18 protein-coding genes and 2 tRNA genes are annotated in these 16,177 nt (G+C 62.4%); 12 read left to right on the top strand and 8 right to left on the bottom strand.

Annotated features, from left to right (window positions below):
* Positions 1-88: 88 nt before the first annotated feature.
* Positions 89-1,021, top strand: coding sequence for an isopenicillin N synthase family dioxygenase (locus PVT67_RS06490; protein ID WP_301499056.1), 933 nt, complete (start codon positions 89-91; stop codon positions 1,019-1,021).
* A 316-nt stretch (positions 1,022-1,337) separates the two neighbouring features.
* Entirely contained in the window at positions 1,338-3,455 is a 2,118-nt protein-coding gene (locus PVT67_RS06485) for a winged helix-turn-helix domain-containing protein (RefSeq protein WP_301499054.1), read from the top strand.
* Between the two features lie 106 nt (positions 3,456-3,561).
* On the opposite strand, the gene PVT67_RS06480 is transcribed toward PVT67_RS06485, so the two are convergent.
* Positions 3,562-3,723 (bottom strand): hypothetical protein, encoded by a 162-nt coding sequence (locus tag PVT67_RS06480; protein WP_301499052.1) that lies wholly within the window; start codon positions 3,721-3,723, stop codon positions 3,562-3,564.
* A 21-nt stretch (positions 3,724-3,744) separates the two neighbouring features.
* On the opposite strand from PVT67_RS06480, the gene PVT67_RS06475 reads away from it, so the two are divergent.
* On the top strand, positions 3,745-4,677 hold the full coding sequence (locus tag PVT67_RS06475; RefSeq protein ID WP_301499050.1) for an OmpA family protein: 933 nt from the start codon (positions 3,745-3,747) through the stop codon (positions 4,675-4,677).
* 55 nt (positions 4,678-4,732) lie between these two features.
* Positions 4,733-5,341 (top strand): DUF502 domain-containing protein, encoded by a 609-nt coding sequence (locus tag PVT67_RS06470; RefSeq protein ID WP_301499048.1) that lies wholly within the window; start codon positions 4,733-4,735, stop codon positions 5,339-5,341.
* Between the two features lie 18 nt (positions 5,342-5,359).
* Here PVT67_RS06470 and PVT67_RS06465 read toward each other — a convergent pair whose 3' ends face one another.
* Positions 5,360-5,920: a putative metalloprotease CJM1_0395 family protein gene (locus PVT67_RS06465; RefSeq protein WP_301499046.1), complete on the bottom strand. Its 561-nt coding sequence runs from the start codon at positions 5,918-5,920 to the stop codon at positions 5,360-5,362.
* Between the two features lie 114 nt (positions 5,921-6,034).
* Between PVT67_RS06465 and yfbR the strand changes: the two genes are divergently transcribed.
* Positions 6,035-6,655, top strand: a complete 621-nt coding sequence (gene yfbR, locus PVT67_RS06460) for a 5'-deoxynucleotidase (protein ID WP_301499661.1) — start codon at positions 6,035-6,037, stop codon at positions 6,653-6,655.
* Positions 6,615-7,931 (top strand): anti-phage deoxyguanosine triphosphatase, encoded by a 1,317-nt coding sequence (locus PVT67_RS06455; RefSeq protein ID WP_301499044.1) that lies wholly within the window; start codon positions 6,615-6,617, stop codon positions 7,929-7,931. The genes yfbR and PVT67_RS06455 overlap by 41 nt, the downstream gene beginning before the upstream one ends.
* A gap of 24 nt (positions 7,932-7,955) precedes the next feature.
* Here the strand turns inward: PVT67_RS06455 and PVT67_RS06450 are convergent, their stop codons facing one another.
* Together PVT67_RS06450 and PVT67_RS06445 are read right to left on the bottom strand one after the other, a co-directional pair.
* Positions 7,956-8,111, bottom strand: a complete 156-nt coding sequence (locus PVT67_RS06450; RefSeq protein WP_301499042.1) for a hypothetical protein — start codon at positions 8,109-8,111, stop codon at positions 7,956-7,958.
* Between the two features lie 58 nt (positions 8,112-8,169).
* Complete coding sequence (locus tag PVT67_RS06445; protein ID WP_336407816.1) at positions 8,170-8,835, bottom strand: YchE family NAAT transporter; 666 nt, start codon at positions 8,833-8,835, stop codon at positions 8,170-8,172.
* Between the two features lie 178 nt (positions 8,836-9,013).
* On the opposite strand from PVT67_RS06445, the gene PVT67_RS06440 reads away from it, so the two are divergent.
* From PVT67_RS06440 to PVT67_RS06430, 3 genes are read left to right on the top strand one after another with little or no spacing between them, the layout of a single operon-like run.
* Positions 9,014-9,667, top strand: a complete 654-nt coding sequence (locus tag PVT67_RS06440; protein ID WP_301499040.1) for a 2OG-Fe dioxygenase family protein — start codon at positions 9,014-9,016, stop codon at positions 9,665-9,667.
* Positions 9,657-10,097 (top strand): YchJ family protein, encoded by a 441-nt coding sequence (locus PVT67_RS06435; RefSeq protein ID WP_301499038.1) that lies wholly within the window; start codon positions 9,657-9,659, stop codon positions 10,095-10,097. The genes PVT67_RS06440 and PVT67_RS06435 overlap by 11 nt, the downstream gene beginning before the upstream one ends.
* Before the next feature lie 52 nt (positions 10,098-10,149).
* Positions 10,150-11,433, top strand: a complete 1,284-nt coding sequence (locus PVT67_RS06430) for a short-chain fatty acid transporter (RefSeq protein WP_301499036.1) — start codon at positions 10,150-10,152, stop codon at positions 11,431-11,433.
* 45 nt (positions 11,434-11,478) lie between these two features.
* On the opposite strand, the gene metA is transcribed toward PVT67_RS06430, so the two are convergent.
* The 4 genes from metA to PVT67_RS06410 all read right to left on the bottom strand — a co-directional run bounded on the left by metA (position 11,479) and on the right by PVT67_RS06410 (position 15,035).
* On the bottom strand, positions 11,479-12,426 hold the full coding sequence (gene metA / locus PVT67_RS06425; RefSeq protein WP_301499033.1) for a homoserine O-acetyltransferase MetA: 948 nt from the start codon (positions 12,424-12,426) through the stop codon (positions 11,479-11,481).
* A gap of 104 nt (positions 12,427-12,530) precedes the next feature.
* A complete protein-coding gene (gene pdxH / locus PVT67_RS06420; protein ID WP_301499031.1) occupies positions 12,531-13,166 on the bottom strand; it encodes a pyridoxamine 5'-phosphate oxidase in 636 nt (211 codons plus the stop codon).
* A gap of 41 nt (positions 13,167-13,207) precedes the next feature.
* A complete protein-coding gene (locus tag PVT67_RS06415; RefSeq protein WP_301499029.1) occupies positions 13,208-14,440 on the bottom strand; it encodes a cysteine desulfurase-like protein in 1,233 nt (410 codons plus the stop codon).
* A 112-nt stretch (positions 14,441-14,552) separates the two neighbouring features.
* Positions 14,553-15,035, bottom strand: a complete 483-nt coding sequence (locus PVT67_RS06410; protein WP_301499027.1) for a VC2046/SO_2500 family protein — start codon at positions 15,033-15,035, stop codon at positions 14,553-14,555.
* Positions 15,036-15,148: 113 nt separating this feature from the next.
* Between PVT67_RS06410 and PVT67_RS06405 the strand changes: the two genes are divergently transcribed.
* The 3 genes from PVT67_RS06405 to PVT67_RS06395 all read left to right on the top strand — a co-directional run bounded on the left by PVT67_RS06405 (position 15,149) and on the right by PVT67_RS06395 (position 16,169).
* A tRNA-Tyr gene (locus PVT67_RS06405) sits at positions 15,149-15,233 on the top strand.
* Positions 15,234-15,282: 49 nt separating this feature from the next.
* Positions 15,283-15,367, top strand: a tRNA-Tyr gene (locus tag PVT67_RS06400).
* 73 nt (positions 15,368-15,440) lie between these two features.
* Complete coding sequence (locus tag PVT67_RS06395) at positions 15,441-16,169, top strand: hypothetical protein (RefSeq protein ID WP_301499025.1); 729 nt, start codon at positions 15,441-15,443, stop codon at positions 16,167-16,169.
* Positions 16,170-16,177: the final 8 nt, after the last annotated feature.

The following is a 16,177-nucleotide window of genomic DNA, read 5'->3' as shown; positions in this document are numbered from 1 at the left end:
CAACACACTTGCCGAAGCCGCCCGGCATGACTAGGATCCCGGAGCTTTTTTGGCTTCACGCAATCGATTAGATAACAAGGATCAGAAAATGGCTTCCATACCTCATATCGACATGAGCCGTTACGACACTGATTTCGACGCCTTCGTCCAGGATATCGGCCAAGGCTACGAATCGTTCGGCTTTGTCGCCCTGACCCAACACGGCATAGCGGACGAGGTGATCCACGGCGCCCTGGACATCAGCCGCGAGCTGTTTGCCCAGCCCGAGGACGTCAAGAAACAGTACCACCTGGCCGGCAAGGGCGGCGCCCGCGGCTATACCCCCTTCGGCACCGAGATCGCAAAAGATGCCAAGCACGTCGATCTCAAGGAGTTCTGGCACGTCGGCCGCGAGTTGGAAGGGGAAGCCCCCTACCCGCAGCTGCAGCCCAACGTCTGGCCAGAGGAAGTGCCGCAGTTCAAGCCGCGCATGCTGTCCCTGTACCAGGCCCTGGATACCCTCGGCAACAAGGTGCTGGACGCCCTGGCCGTCTACCTCAAGCAGCCCCGCGATTTCTTCCGAGGCAAGGTGAACCTGGGCAACTCCATACTGCGCCCCCTGCACTACCCGCCCATCGTCGATGAAGGCACCCCCAGCGTGCGCGCCGCCGCCCACGAGGACATCAACGTCCTGACCCTGCTGGTAGGCTCCCGCGAACCCGGCCTGGAAGTGCTGGCCAAAGACGGTAGCTGGATAGAGGTGACCATCATCGAAGGCGCCATCATCTGCAACATCGGTGACATGTTGCAGCGCCTGACCAACTACCTGCTGCCCTCCACCACCCACCGCGTGGTGAACCCGCCAGCGCCCTTCTCCAGCAGCTCCCGCTACTCCATTCCCTTCTTCCTGCACTTCAACCCGGACGTCATCATCGACGCCCTGGACAGCTGCGTCAGCGAAGACAGACCCAAGCGGGACCCGGCCATCAGTGCCGACGACTACCTGATGGAAAGGCTGCGCGAGATCGGCCTCATCAAGTAAGAAAAAAGGCGCCCTAGGGCGCCTTTTTCATGCATAAAAAAACGGCTTCCCGATGGGAAGCCGCGGAGGTGCGTCCAAAAAACCGCTGGTTAGTCCAGGGTCCAATAGCGATGCGCATGGATCTGACTCGGTCTTTCCCGCCGGTCTCCCTCTCCCTTGCCTGGCTCGCCGATGTCTCGGCAAGACCATTGCTCGGCGTTCCGGGCCGACTCAAACCAATGCCAGATCAGGTTGCCCTGAAAGAGACCAAAGGGCATGATAAGAAGGTGAGATTTTCATGATCTTTTTATTTTAAAAGAATAATCAAGGACTTGAGTTGGAAATCGAAAGCTCTCCCAGGCTTGAACTCGACAAGACTGCCTTCCGCATCGGAGAGTGGCTGGTCCGTCCCGAGCTGAATCTCATCAGCCAGGGAGACCAGGAAATCACCCTCGAGCCCAGGGCCATGGCGATACTGACCTTGCTGGCCCGCCATGCCGGAGAAGTGGTCAGCCGCGACCAGTTGTTGGACCATGCCTGGAATGACGTCATCGTTTCCGACAACGCCCTCAACCAGTTCATCGTCAAGCTGAGGCGCGCCCTGGGTGACGACGCCCGCAGCCCCCGCTTTATCGTCACCGTACCCAAGAAAGGTTACCGCCTAGTGGCCGAGGTCCAGGACGTGGTACTGGAGGCGCCCCGGCTGCCGCCGTCCCTGGTCCCCAAGGCCCGGCCCAAACGCCGTTTTAAAGAACTGGGTTGGGGCCTGGCCTTGGTGCTGCTGTTGCTATCCCCTTTGCTGGGCAAGCTGTTCAGAGAGCTGGCCATCAACCAGCGTTTTACCCAGAAACTGGCCCTGACGGCGCTGCCGGGCCAAGAAAGCCAGCCACAGTTTTCCCCGGACAGCCACTATATCGCCTTTACCTACAGCGAGAATGACGGCCCTCATCAGCTCTACCTGCAAAAATTGCCGCCACCCAATACGCGTTCAGTCAACCAACCCCGTTCCCTGACCGACGATGGCGCCGACCGCCGTTCACCGGCCTGGTCGCCGGATGGCCGCAGCCTGGCCTTTGTCTGGCGCCACCAGCACCGCTGCGAGATCAGGGTGGCGACCCTGGACTTGGACAAGGCAGAACTTGAAGACGAGCACAGGGTAGCTGGCTGCCTTGAAGAAAACAGCAAGACCATGGTCCGCTTCGGCAAGGACAACCAGACCCTCTATTTCAACCACAGGGACAGCCCCGAAAAACCCTACCAGGTCTATCGGCTGCGCCTGGCCACGGGCCAGGCAGTCCCCTTGACCAACCCCATAGATCCCGGCGCCGGCGATGTCGCTTTTGCCCTGTCCCATGACGGCAGCCAGTTGGCCGTGGTCAGGGACAGTCGTTGGCAGGACCAAACCTTGCTGTTCGTGGATGCCACCCATGGCTATCACCTGTTGGCCATCTACATTACCGGCAGCCTGCACCGGAACAGCTTCAGCTGGGGCGAGGATGCTGGCCACTATTATCTCATCGAAAAGCCGGGTCGCCTCGAACGGATGGACAGCAACCTGTTGTCCCAGACCATAGTCACCGACAGCCCCCTCCACAGCCCCGTCTACGATCCGGTCAATGACCAGTTGCTGGTGGTCCAGGGTGAGTCGGAGCAGGATATCTACCGTACCCCCAACCCCTTCTTCTACCCAGGCGCCAAGGCCAAAGCGGTGGCCAACTCCGATGCAGATGAGTACGCCCCCAGCTTCGGCCCGGACGGCAAAACCCTCTACTTCGCCTCAAGGCGCACCGGCAAGAGCCAGTATTGGCGCATGACAGGGCCGCTGCAGTTGCAACTCACCGACTTCGATGAGGACAACCACCTGGGTCCTTTGCATTTCAACCAGGAAGTGGCGGTTGCCGGTGGCAACGAAGACCTGCTGCAATTCGACACCCAGGCCTCGAGGTGGAGCGAAACCCACCTGCTCAGCGACTACCGGGGAGCCAACCCCCGCTGGAGCAGCGACGGCAAGCACCTTTATTTCGCTTCTGAGCGCAGCGGCGACTGGCAGATCTGGCGCTGGGACAACGGCAACAGCAAGCCGGTGCAAGTAACCCGCTCCGGCGGCTATTGCGGCCAGCCGGACAAGGCCGAAAAATATCTCTACCTGACCCGGGTCCATACCCCTGGCCTGTGGCGCATGGAGCTGGCTACCGGCCAGCTCACCGAAGTGGGCACCAACATCACCTGGCAGCGTTGTGACGGCTGGCAGTTGGCCGGCAGCGGCATCTATTACCTGACTGACAGGGGGGAGCAGCATATCCATCGTTATGATCTGGGAAGTGGCTCCATTTCCGAGGTACTGCAATTACCCCAGGGTTACCAGGCGCAATTCGATGTTTCGCCGGATGAAGCCCAGCTCCTTTATACCCTGCCCAAAAAACACCCATCAGAGCTTTTGTTGTTGCGTCGTTAAGGGAGGCTGTAAAACAGGGTTGATTCTTAATCGTCGCTAAATCCCCGTACAATTTTGAATTGTCGTGATTTCATTTCATTGCCTACACTTGCCATCGACGCAACTACTAGATCTGGTTGCTGTTTTTTGCCTTTTGCAGGGAGTGAATATGAAAAAGGTTAGCGCTTTTCGTTTTACTGCGGCAGCTGTTTTGATGACCGCAACTTTCGGTTCTTATGCCGCCGTAACCAAAGATGATTTGGCTGGCAGGGTCTATCTTGGCGGTCATGTAGGCGCCATGGACCTCGACATGAACCGCTCCATCGACAAAGGTTCTTCCAGCTACGAACCTTCCCAGAATTTTAAAACCTTTGCCCCAGGTGTGGAATTTGGTTACCGCGTCGACCGCAACTGGGAAGTCCGCGGTTATTACGACTACCTGGACGCCAAACTGAAAAGCACCAGCAGCAACGGCTACGGTGAATCTTACGGCGCCGACGTGCTGTTCAATATCACCGACCATTTTTATACCGGCCTGGGTCTCAACCGCACCAAGGTGGAAAACGAAAGCGACAGTTTCGCCCGCCTGACCGTCGGCTACCGTACCTTCATAACCGACAACCTGGCCTTCCGTGCCGAGGTAGCCGGCCAGCAGGACAACAGCAACTTCACCGACGTGCTGGCCAACGTCGGTATCCAGTACTTCTTCGGCTCTGCCCCGCAAAAGGCAACCCCGGCACCGGCTCCCACCCCGGCCCCAGTGGTGCCTGTCGATTCCGACCATGACGGCGTCGTGGACGACCAGGACGCCTGCCCCGGCACCCCAGCCAACTACCAGGTGGATGCGCGCGGCTGTACCAAGTACGACACCCAGGAAGTGGCCGTGAAACTGCTGGTGAACTTCGACAACAACTCCGCCGTGGTCAAACCCACCTACTACCCGGAGATCCAGAAGGTCGCCAAGTTCATGCAGGACTTCCCGCAGCTTGACGTCGTGATCGAAGGCCATACCGACGACACCGGCGCCGCCGCCTACAACCAGAAGCTGTCCGAGCGCCGCGCCAAGGCCGTGGGCGACACCCTGGCGAGCCAGTTCGGTATCGATGCCAGCCGCATCAAGACCGTCGGCTACGGCGAAAGCCGCCCGGCCGTCGCCGGCACCAGCAAGGAAGCCCGCGCCGCCAACCGTCGTATCGAGGCCAAGCTGTCCGCCACCAAGCAGGTCCCCCAGACCAAGATGTGAGTTGACCTGCTGAACAAGGGGGCCTTAGGCTCCCTTTTTTTATGGAAGAAAAACCATGTTCAAACCCCTGCGCTGGTTATTCCAAGGCTTCGTGATCACGGCGCCGGTGCTGCTGACCCTCTACCTGATCTGGGCCCTTTACCGCTATTTCAACGAGGGGCTGTTCAAGCCCCTCGCCTCCTGGTTGGAGCCGCTGCTGGGCAGCCCCATCCCCCATTGGTTGGTGGCCCCATTGGGATTGATCCTGACCTTGCTTATCGTCATGACCATAGGCCTCTTGGCCGGTAACGTCATAGGCCGCTGGCTGTTCAGCCTGGTGGACCGGCTGATGGAAAGGCTGCCCCTGGTCAAGCAGCTCTACGGCGCCATCAAGGATCTGCTGGGGGCCGTTACCGGTCAGGACAAGCGCTTTTCCAAACCGGTATTGGTGAAATTGGGAGAGCACCTGGAGGTGATAGGTTTCGTGACCCGGGACGACCTGGCAGAGCTCGGCCTGGACGACAGGGTGGCGGTCTACCTCCCCCAGTCCTTCAACTTCGCCGGCAACCTCATCCTGGTCCCCAAAGACAAGGTGACGCCCCTGGCGCTGTCGGCCTCTGAAGTGCTGCCGCTGGTGGTGGCGGGGGGCATTTCCAAGCAGGGCAATGGCGGCCAGTCCCGCTGAGCATTCGAACCGGCGGGCTCAGGCGTAGAGATCCAGCCCCAAGGACGCCTTTGACTTGCCGGCGTCCTGGTAGGCGCGCTGCGGGGTGCTTTGTTGCTGCCCCTGGCTCTGGGCTTGGGCCGCAATGGCGGCCTGGGCTTCGATGATCATCTGCTGGGCTTCGGCGGCCACTTTCTGGTCCTGGGCAGACGGCTGGGCCGGGGCCAGGGCGGCCTTGAGAATAGTCCTGGCCTTGGCCAGGGTCGCCAGAGGGTCCCCTGATACAGGGCTGGTGTCGACACTGGTCTCCCCTTCCACGGCATAACTGTTGCCGTCAGCGCCGCGCTTGTACTGAAGATGGACCCCCTGGGCATAGGGCCCAGCGGCACTGGCATGGGCCTGTTCGTGGGTCCGCACTTCCCTGTCTCTGGCCTTGAGATCCTGCAGTGCTTTGAGCTGCTGCTCATTCAGGGGGTGACCATCGGCCCCCTTGGGAGCGGCGGGGTTGGCCTTGTCCTGCTTGCTGCCTTGGATGCGCAAACCGGCCGCCAGGGAAGACTGGCTGGAGCTGTCACTTTGGGAAGCGCTGATACTGGTCATGGGAGGGGCCGTTCACAAGGGTCAAAAAATCAGCAGGGCCGTCCCTAAAGGTAACGGAACTTGCGCACCACCGCCACAAGTGATACCTCTGGAGAGGCCAGTTTCAAGGAGTGCATTTTGGCCAGCCATCTCTTTGCCCACCTCGCCCGCCTGCGGCTCATCCGCCGTTGGCCCTTGATGTACAACGTCCAGCCGGAAAACGTGGCCGAGCACAGCCTGCAGGTGGCCATGGTGGCCCATGCCCTGGCCCTCATCAAGAACCACTGTTTCGGCGGAAAGGTGGACGCCAACCAGGTCGCCACCCTGGCTCTCTTCCACGATGCCTCTGAGGTCTTGACCGGCGATCTGCCGACCCCGGTCAAGTACTACAACCCTAATATCGCCGACGAGTACAAGAAGATAGAGGCGGCCGCCGAGCAGCGGCTGATGGCCATGGCCCCTGATCCGCTGAAGCCAGCCTACCAGGGGCTTTTTACCAGCCAGCCCGAAGATGCCGAGGCACGGGCCCTGGTCAAGGATGCAGACACCCTTTGTGCCTACCTTAAATGCCTGCAGGAGTTGAACCTCGGCAACCACGAGTTCGGCCCGGCCAAGCGCCGGTTGGAAGCCATGCTGGCCAATCGCATGAACGACGCCATCCGCTACTTCCTGGACGAGTTTGTGCCCAGCTTCTCCCTTTCCCTGGATGACATCAATGACGACCCCGAGCACAACCTGGTCAGCCCGCGCCAGTGATCGCCAGCAGGCCCGCATCGAGGATCACCGCTCTCCCTTCCAGCGGGACAGAGCCCGTATCCTGCACTCGGCGGCCTTCCGCCGCCTGCAGGCCAAGACCCAGGTACTGGGGGTGGGCCAGAGTGACTTCTACCGCACCCGCTTGACCCATTCCCTGGAGGCGGCCCAGATAGGCACCGGCATACTGGCCCAGCTGAAGATAAAGCACCCCGAGCAGCAGCCGCTGCTGGCAGAAGATGCCCTTATCGACGCCCTCTGCCTGGCCCACGACATAGGGCATCCGCCCTTCGGCCACGGCGGCGAAGTGGCCCTCAACTACCTGATGCGTGACCATGGCGGCTTCGAGGGCAACGCCCAGACGCTGCGCATCCTCGCCAAGCTGGAACCCTACACCGAGACCAACGGCATGGATCTCTGCCGCCGCACCCTGCTCGGCGTCCTGAAATACCCGGTGCTGCAGAGCGCCGCCTCTGGCGTGCTGCCGCCCCTGCCGGCCAGCGCCCGCCAACTCAAGGCCGGCGACTGGCACCCGGCCAAGGCCCTCTACGACGAGGACAAGGACAGCCTGGACTGGATACTGGCCCCCTTGGGCCAGGGCGACCGCGAGCACTTCTGCGCCCTCCAGCCGGGCAAGCCCGGCCAGCGCCACGGCCGGGCCGGCTTCAAGTCCCTGGACTGCTCCATCATGGAGCTGGGTGACGACATCGCCTACGGCATCCACGACATGGAAGATGCCATAGTGCTGGGCCTGGTGGACAGGGAAGCCTGGGAAGGAGAAGTGGCGTCCAAGGTCCGGGGGCTTGAGCTGCCGCTGGATATCGATGCCTTGGGGGCCCAGCTCTTTTCCGGCCAGCACCACCTGCGCAAGCAGGCCATAGGTACCCTGGTCAACAGCCTCATCACTGCCGTCAGGCTCAGGGAAATGGCCGGCTTCGAAGAACCGCTGCTGGCCTGGAATGCCGCCCTGCCCGAGCCCCACCACCTGCTGCTGGAAGCCTGCAAGCAGTTCGTATTGCACCAGGTGATCCAGAGGCCTGAACTGCAGCTGCTGGAATACAAGGGCCAGCAGATGGTGATGGCCCTGTTCGAGGCCCTGGCCTCGGATCCGGCCCGGCTGCTGCCGGCAGGCACCCGCGCCCGCTGGCAGGCGGCAGGGGAAAGCCCCCGCGTCATCGCCGACTACATCTCCGGCATGACCGACGAATACGCCAGCCGCCTCTACGGCAGCCTCTTCCTGCCCAAGGCGGGCACCATCTTCGAACGCCAACCCCATTGAAAAGGCGCCCCTTGGGCGCCTTTTTCAGCAACGACCTTTCTTGGCCTGGCCGGGCGGGCAATGATGGCCTTGATCGCCTATCACCACCTCAGGTGCCTTGACCCGGACTTCGGGGCCACGGATGGTGCAGCCGGACAGCAGGGACAGGCCGACCAGCGCCAGCAGCAAGCGGGTTTTCATCTTTCTTCTCCAGAAGCTTGGGCAAACCAAAGCCTGGCAGACTGACCCAAATCCCCCCTTAACCACAGAGCACGGGGAAGAGCCCCTTGACCCCCTTTGCCATGAATTCCACCGCCAGCGCCATCATGATGAGGCCCATGACCCTGGTGATGAGGTTGATGCCGGTGGTGCCCAGCCAGCGCGCCAGCACAGGGGCGCAGAGGAATACGGCCCAGGTCACCAAGGCCAGCAAGGCGATGGCGATACCGAGGGCGCCCTTGTCCACCAGACTGTGGTGGGCCTGGGTAAAGACGATGACGGTGGTGATGGCGGCAGGGCCTGCGATAAGCGGCAGCGCCAGGGGCACCAGGATGACGGAGTCCATGCCGGCCGCTTCCCGGCCTTCTTCTGTGGTGCGCCTCGTCTCCCCCAGTTTGCCCTGGAGCATGGAGAGAGCCGTGAAGCTCAGCAGCACGCCGCCGGCCACCTGGAAGGAGGAGACTGAGATGGAGAAGAAGTGCAGCAGGCTTTCCCCCAGCAACAACACCACCCAGAGGATCACGGCCGAGGCAAAGCTGGCCATCAGCGCAGTGCGGCGCCGCTCCTGCTGGCTCTGATCGGAAGTGAGGCCGATGAAGATCGGCAAGAGCCCAAAGGGGTTGACGATGGCCAGCATGGCCACGAAAAACTGGGTATAGATGGCGTAGTCCACCGTCAGGGCTCCGGCTGTTTCAAGGTGGAGCAAGTCTACTGGCCGGCAAGGGCTTGGACTAACGAGTTATTTTGCGCACGCTCGCATTAGAATTTTTGATTTTTCCCTGTACGTCAAAGTTGACGTTAACGTCACAGTTCATGTCATGACAGTGCCACAAGCCGCCGCTATAATGCCGCCCCTGTTGCACGACAGCAGTGATGGAGAAGTAATGAGTCCTACCCTGAGCCCCGCATCCGACTTCACCCTGGTCCAAGGTCAGCTGAGCGCCGCCGCCGTTGCCGGCATCCAGGACAGTTTCAATGCCCTGCCCAAGGATCCCTATATCCAGGGGGATTTCCGTTACCGCTGCTATTCCAACGTCAAGCTGGTAGCGGGCCAGGTCCAGCGCCTGCCCACCAAGAGCTTCATGCAGTCCAGCGACATCAACCAGTACCTGGGGGATGTGGAGCGCCGCTACGAAGAAATCCCCGACGCCACCCTGCACGGCGAGGCCATGGTGGCCATGCTTGAGGGTTTCCAGCAGGAATGCGGCCTGAGCGACGAGGCGGTGATCGAAATTCACCAGATCCGCATCAAGACCGAATCCCGCAATGCCACCCCGCCGGCCCCCGAGGGCGTGCATCAGGATGGCTTCGATTTCCTCGGCGTCTATGTGCTGGGCACCGGCAGCGTCGAAGGCGGCGAGCTGATGCTCTACGAAGCCAAGGACGCCGCGCCCTTCTTCTGCGAACGCTTTGCCGACGGCCAATATGTGGTGCTCAACGACGCCCGCTACTTCCACAACGCCGCCCCCGTCATTCCCCTTGAAGGCCAACAGCTCGGCTACTGGGACGTGGTGGTGCTGACCGCCCATGCGGCCTGATTGCCCCTGCGGCTCCGGCCTTACCTATGAAGGCTGCTGCGGCGCCCTGCACCAGGGCGCACTGGCCGAGAGCGCCGAAGCCCTGATGCGGGCGCGCTACTGCGCCCACGTCAAGGCTCTGCCGGCCTTCATCCTGGACAGCTGGCACCCGGATACCAGGCCTGAGCTGGCCGACATCCACCCCTTCATCGCCCTGCCCTGGATGGATCTCAAGGTGCTGGAACACAAAGCCGGTGCCAAAGAGAGCCAGGTCACCTTCGTGGCCCGCTACCAGGACGGCGACAAGGTTGTCTTCCACCTGGAAAAGAGCCTCTTCCTCAAGATCGAGGGCCGCTGGTTATTCCATTCCGGCACCTACCCCCAGCCCGATCGCAACGCCCCCTGCCCCTGTGGCTCTAGCCGAAAGTATAAGGCGTGCTGCCGCCCATAATGGGTTAACCTTGTAGCCAGACCCTTCTTAAAACAACAAGATAGGAACCGCTATGGGCTGGCTAGTCAAAGGCGCCGTGCGCCTGGTTGAACGTTACCTTCCCGACCCCTTCGTGCTGGTGATGCTGCTCACCCTGCTGGTGCTGGGCCTGGCCATCGGCGTCGAAGGCATGGCGCCGATGGCCGCCGTCAACACCTGGGGCAAGGGCTTTTGGAACCTCTTGACCTTCGCCATGCAGATGGCGCTGATCCTGGTGCTCGGCCACCTGGTGGCCTCGACGCCGCCGGTCAGGAAGGGCCTCGGCGCCCTGGCCCGGATGCTGCCCGGCCCCAAGAGCGCCATCGTCGCCGTGACCCTGGTGGCCCTGCTGGCTTCCTGGCTCAACTGGGGCTTCGGCCTGGTGGTGGGCGCCTTCTTCGCCCGCGCCATAGCCCGCGAGATGGCCGTGGACTACAAGCTGCTGGTGGCCTCGGCCTACTCGGGCTTTCTCATCTGGCACGCCGGCCTGTCCGGCTCCATCCCCCTGACCATCAACACCCCCGGCCATTTCGAGGAAAAGGCCATTGGCCTCATTCCCACCAGCCAGACCATCTTCGCCGGCTACAACCTCTTGATCGTGTTGGCCCTGGTGATAGTGATGCCGCTGCTCAACATGCTGATGCTGGACAAGAACACCAAGCTCGCCAAGGTGGAGAGCCAGGACGATTCTCAGCTGACCGCCGGCTACGGCCCAGGCCTCAACAGCCGCTGGCCCACCTTGCTGACGGCGGCCCTGATGCTGGCCTGGCTGCTGCCCTATTTCTTTGGCGGCGGCGGCCTCAACCTCAACGTGCTGAACCTCTGCTTCCTGACCCTGGCCCTGCTGCTGTTCGGCACTGCCGCCCGCTTCCTCGGCGCCCTGCCCCAGGCGGTTTCCACGGCCGGCGGCATCCTCATCCAGTTCCCCTTCTACGCCGGCATCATGGCGCTGATGCAAAGCTCAGGGCTGGCCACGGATCTGGCCCAGTTCTTCGTCCATATCTCGGATCAGCAGAGCCTGCCGCTCTGGACCTTCCTGTCAGGCGGCATCATCAACCTCTTCGTACCCTCAGGCGGCGGCCAGTGGGCGGTGCAGGCCCCCGTCATGCTGCCGGCGGCGGCGGCACTCAACGTGGACGTGGCCAAGGTGGCCATGGCCGTGGCCTGGGGCGATGCCTGGACCAACCTGCTGCAGCCCTTCTGGGCCCTGCCGGTGCTGGCCATCGCCGGCCTCGGCGCCCGCGACATCATGGGTTATTGCCTGATCCAGCTGCTGGTGAGCGGCGTCATCATCGCCCTGGGGCTGAGTTTCTTCTGACCGGGCATCGCTGAAAAAAAGGCCGCTTGATGCGGCCTTTTTCTTTTAGCTGGCAGCCCGGACTTCCGTCTCCTTGGGCAGCATTTCCCGCAGATCGTAAGGGGTCAACTGGTAGACGCAGTAGTTGAGCCAGTTGCTGTAGAGGAGGCTGGCGTGGCTGCGCCAGCGGGCCCGGGGTGGCTGGGCCGGATCGTCGCCCGGGTAGTAGTTGCAAGGCAATTCGGGGGCCAGGCCGGCGGCCAGATCCCGCTGATATTCCTGATCCAGGGTGCCTGCATCGTACTCGGGGTGGCCTGTCACGTAGATCTGGCGAAGATCGCTGGTGGCGGCGAGATAAACCCCGGCCTGGGGATGGTCCGCCAGCACCTGCAGGTCGGTCTGCGCCTCGATAAGGGCCCTGTCGAAATCGGCAAAGCGGGACAGGGGCGCCAGGAAGTGGTCGTCGAAGCCGCGCACCAGGGGATTGGCCTTGGCCAGGGTCCTGTGCTCGAAGACGCCGGACAGCTTGGTCGCCAAGGTTTTTTTCTCCAGGCCGTAAAGATGCTTGAGGGCCGCCTGGGCCGCCCAGCACAGGAAGAGGGTCGAGGTCACGTGCTCACGGGACCAGTCGATGATGGTGCGGATGGCGTCCCAGTAGTGCACCTCCTCGAAAGGCACCTGGCCCAGGGGCGCCCCCGTGATGATGAGGCCGTCGAAGTTCTGGCCGCGGATGTCCTCGAAGTCGCAGTAGAAGCGCTCCAGGTGCGACTGGGGGGTATTGCGGGATCCCCTGGCATCGATGCGCAGCAGCCTGATGTTGACCTGCAGCGGCGTGTTGGCCAGCAGCCGCAGGATCTGGTTCTCGGTGTCTATCTTCTTCGGCATCAGGTTCAGCAGCAGCACCTCCATGGGCCGGATGTCCTGGTGGATGGCGCGGGTCTCGGTCATCACGAAGATGTTTTCGCCCTGCAGCACCTGGGCGGCGGGCAGGGCGTCGGGAATACGGATGGGCATGGAAGGCTCCGGCTGCTGGTCACAGATATTTAAACGTCTAAACGTCTAAATGTCCACTTCGTGAACGCCGGCCATGAAAAAAGGCGCCCAAGGCGCCTTTTGCTTCAGGGAGACAGCCACTGGTGCTGCCAACCTTTCTCCGCTCGTTCGTAGCGGACCCTGTGGTGCAGGCGGTTCTCCCGCCCGGCCCAGAACTCGATGCGCTGTGGCACCAGCAGGTAGCCTCCCCAATGGGGCGGACAGGGCACAGTGCCGGGGAAGCGAGCCTCGGCGGCCTCCAACTGGCCGTCCAGCACCGCCGGGGTGTCGATGGCCTCGGACTGGGCCGAGGCCCAGGCCCCCAGTTGGGAGCCCCGTGGGCGGGAGGCGAAGTAGGCCTCGGACTCCTCGCGACTGACCTTCTCAACCCGGCCTTCGACCCGCACCTGGCGGGCCAGGTGCGGCCAGTAGAAGTTGAGGCTGGCGTTGGGGTTGGCCGCCAGCTCCTTGCCCTTGTCGGAGTCGTAATTGGTGAAGAACTGGAAGCCGCGTTCGTCCAGGCCCTTGAGCAGCACTATCCTGGCCTTGGGGAACCCGTCCAGGCCCAGGGTAGAGAGGGTCATGGCGTTCACTTCCAGCCAGTCCACCGGGCTGGCGTCACGGGCTTCGCGAAACCACTGGTCGAACTGGTGCAGCGGATCGGCATCCAATTGGGTCAGGGGGGCATGGCGGAAAACCCGCCGCATGGCGTCGATGCTCATTCCGGCTCCAATAAAAAAGGCAGTCATCAGACTGCCTTATCTTACTTCACCAGGCTTTGCAGCACATCAAAGAAGCGGTCCAGCTCGTCGGTGCTGTTGTAGTGCATGCAGCCCACCCGCACTATGCCGCTCTCTTCCAGGCCCAACTGGCGTACCAGGCCCAGGGCGTAGAAGTTGCCGTCGCCAAGGCAGATGCCGGCCTGCCCCATGGCCTCGCTGACGGCCCTGTTGGCCACCCCGTCCAGGGTGAAGGCGAAGGTGGGGGTGCGCTCGGCCAGGCGGCCCTGGTCGGTGATGCCACGGATCTTCATGGCCGGTATGGCGGCGGCGCGCTCCAGGAAATACTGGCTAAGCATCATCTCGTGCTGCTTGCTGGCCTGGTAGCTGGCCACCAGCCGCTCGCGGCGCGGCTTGTCGCCAGGCAGGCCCGCCAGGGAGGCCAGGTAGTTGACGGCCTCGATGAAACCGGCCAGGGCCTCGAAGCTCTGGGTGCCGGTCTCGAATTTGCCGGGAACCAGGTTGGTGGCCGGCTCCACCTTGTAGGGGCGCAGGCTGCCCAGCAGCGCATAGCGGCCGCAGATCATGCCCAGATGCGGGCCGAAGAACTTGTAGGCGCTGCAGGCCAGGAAGTCGCAGCCCAGGGCCTGGACATCCACCAGCTCGTGGGGGGTGTAGTGGACGGCGTCCACCCAGACCAGGGCACCCACCTTGTGGGCCGCTTCCACCACGCGCTTGACGTCGACGATGGAGCCGGTGGTGTTGGAGGCATGGCTCAGGGCCACCAGCCGGGTCTTGGGGCCCAGCTTGGCGAAGAGGGCGTCGTAGTCCAGGGTGCAGTCTGCTTCCCTGACCGGCACCTGGTGCACTGTGACGCCCTTGTCGGCCGCCGCTTCCATCCAGGAGGAAACGTTGGAGTAGTGATCCAGGGCCGTCACTATCACCTCGTTGCCGGCCTGCCAGTCGCGGCTGATGGCGCGGGAGAAGGCGAAGGTCAGGGTGGTCATGTTGGGGCCGAAGACGATCTCCTCGGGGCGGCGGGCGTTCAGCAGATCCTTGGCCGCCTCGCGGGCCTGGGCCATCACCTCCATGGTCTTCTGGGAAGAGAAGTAGGCGCCCCCCAGGTTGGCGTTGTAACGGCCGAGGTAGCCGGTCATGGCATTCAGCACCGACTGGGGCACCTGGGCGCCGCCGGGGCCGTCCAGGAAGACCGGCTTGGCACCGTTGAGATCTTGGTTCAGGGCAGGAAACTGGTCACGCAGGGCTTGAATATTCACAACTGGCTTTCCGTTAACGTCAAGGCGGCGCCAGTGTAATGAGGGGGTGGAGGCAAGTCCATAGCCGGGCTGTGGGCTCCCTCATAACTTTGCAAAGAAGTGGCGGGCCAGCTCAGGCGACGGCCTGGCGCAGCCGGCTCAGCACCTCGCCGAGATCGGCGTTGGCGGTGAGGCCGGGCCGAGAAGGCAGGGCCTGGCCCTTGGCCTGCCAGGCGGCCTTGGGATCCAGATCGTCAAGCAAGGCTTCCGGCAGGTAGGCCTTGTCGTCCCGCCGGTCCAACTGCGGCTCGGGATCAAGGCAGTCGAAGAGCCGCGCCGCCACCATGCCTTCTTTGTGGAAGAGGTCACTCAGGGCCTGGGAGCGGGCCGGGGTGCGCTCATCGGCCCCCAGGGGCCGTTTGGGCGGCAGCTCGAAAGGCTGCGCCGCCAGGCCCTCGCCCAGCTCTGGGCTGGCCAGGCCCGGCTTTTCCAGCAAATCGTTGCCCAGCATCGCCAACAGCAGGGCGAAGTCCGAACGCTGGCCAGACGCCACCGCCGACGCCAGCTTGGGCGCCAGTTGCAGTTCGTCTTGGAAGGCAAGGCCGTTGATTTGCACAGAAAATCATCGTTTAACTTGGTTAACCCCTGTATCGGCCGCTTAAGGCAGATTTTTAGCAAATTTCGCCCTTTACATCGGATCGGATTTTGGTACTATGGCGGCCGCATCGGGGTGGGGTTCCCGAGTGGCCAAAGGGATCAGACTGTAAATCTGACGGCTCAGCCTTCGAAGGTTCGAATCCTTCCCCCACCACCATCCTTTACAACGAAAGTGGCCAGCGGCGGCTTTCTATAGACCGAACTCCGGTGGGGTTCCCGAGTGGCCAAAGGGATCAGACTGTAAATCTGACGGCTCAGCCTTCGAAGGTTCGAATCCTTCCCCCACCACCATATATGCCGCCTTTCAGGCGGCTTTTTTTTTGGGTTATACTGCCCGCCCTTTTGTAGATGAGGCTGCCATCAGGTGGAACTTCAGGAACTCACAGATCAGTTGATTGCCCGCTACCAGGATGGCCTGGAGGCTTGGCAAGACAACCACGAGACAGAGGCTGGGCAATTCGCCAGCAGCTTTCTGGTGCATCGTGACTGGGAAACCCTGACCACCACCGAGCCCGGCAGCTGGCTGGCCTGCTTCGTCTACTGCCTGGAAGTGGCGGCGGCGGTGCGCCTGGCCGCCGAGATGCCCGGCTTCTCCCAGCTGCCCGACGTACAACAGCTGGACGTGGCAGCCCTCATCACAGAAGCGGAAATGACCACAGCCCTGACCAGGGCCCTGCCCGAAGGCTTCGACCGCCATCACCCCAAGGCCGAGGAGATGCGCGAGTTCGTGCCCGACGAGGCCCGTGAGCTGCTGGATGCCCTGATAAGCCTGGCCGATTCGGTACCCGAACTGCACCAGCACGACGGCGACTCCTTTGTCTGCCTGATGGACACCTTGCAGTCAGGCGCCATCGAGTTTGCGGCCCAGTACGTGGCCGACAACACCGATCTGATGCAACCCTCCCTCGGTGCCACCGCCATACTGCAGGACATGCTGGTGGAGATGTCGGTGCTGGACCAGGACTATGTCTGCCAGCGCCTGCTGACCTTCATCCAACGCTTCAGCAATCCCCTGCTCACCGCCCAACGCCTGGAAATGCTCAGCGAAGTCATGGGTAAACCGCGCCAGGCGCCCATGGGACTTTTGCACTGAAAATTTGC

The sequence above is a fragment of the Gallaecimonas kandeliae genome (assembly GCF_030450055.1).
In the GTDB taxonomy this organism is placed as follows: domain Bacteria; phylum Pseudomonadota; class Gammaproteobacteria; order Enterobacterales; family Gallaecimonadaceae; genus Gallaecimonas; species Gallaecimonas kandeliae.
This window is presented reverse-complemented; position numbering and strand designations above follow the sequence as displayed.

Coding starts and splice junctions, on each gene's coding strand:
- PVT67_RS06490 (WP_301499056.1), top strand. CDS start 89: ATGGCTTCCATACCTCATATCGACATGAGCCGTTACGACACTGATTTC.
- PVT67_RS06450 (WP_301499042.1), bottom strand. CDS start 8,111: ATGAAAACCCGCTTGCTGCTGGCGCTGGTCGGCCTGTCCCTGCTGTCC.
- PVT67_RS06480 (WP_301499052.1), bottom strand. CDS start 3,723: ATGACCGCCAAGATAGACCCTGCCAGCCAAATCATCTTTGGTTACGGC.
- PVT67_RS06475 (WP_301499050.1), top strand. CDS start 3,745: ATGAACCGCTCCATCGACAAAGGTTCTTCCAGCTACGAACCTTCCCAG.
- PVT67_RS06470 (WP_301499048.1), top strand. CDS start 4,733: ATGTTCAAACCCCTGCGCTGGTTATTCCAAGGCTTCGTGATCACGGCG.
- PVT67_RS06435 (WP_301499038.1), top strand. CDS start 9,657: ATGCGGCCTGATTGCCCCTGCGGCTCCGGCCTTACCTATGAAGGCTGC.
- PVT67_RS06430 (WP_301499036.1), top strand. CDS start 10,150: ATGGGCTGGCTAGTCAAAGGCGCCGTGCGCCTGGTTGAACGTTACCTT.
- PVT67_RS06440 (WP_301499040.1), top strand. CDS start 9,014: ATGAGTCCTACCCTGAGCCCCGCATCCGACTTCACCCTGGTCCAAGGT.
- metA (WP_301499033.1), bottom strand. CDS start 12,426: ATGCCCATCCGTATTCCCGACGCCCTGCCCGCCGCCCAGGTGCTGCAG.
- PVT67_RS06455 (WP_301499044.1), top strand. CDS start 6,615: ATGACGACCCCGAGCACAACCTGGTCAGCCCGCGCCAGTGATCGCCAG.
- PVT67_RS06465 (WP_301499046.1), bottom strand. CDS start 5,920: ATGACCAGTATCAGCGCTTCCCAAAGTGACAGCTCCAGCCAGTCTTCC.
- pdxH (WP_301499031.1), bottom strand. CDS start 13,166: ATGAGCATCGACGCCATGCGGCGGGTTTTCCGCCATGCCCCCCTGACC.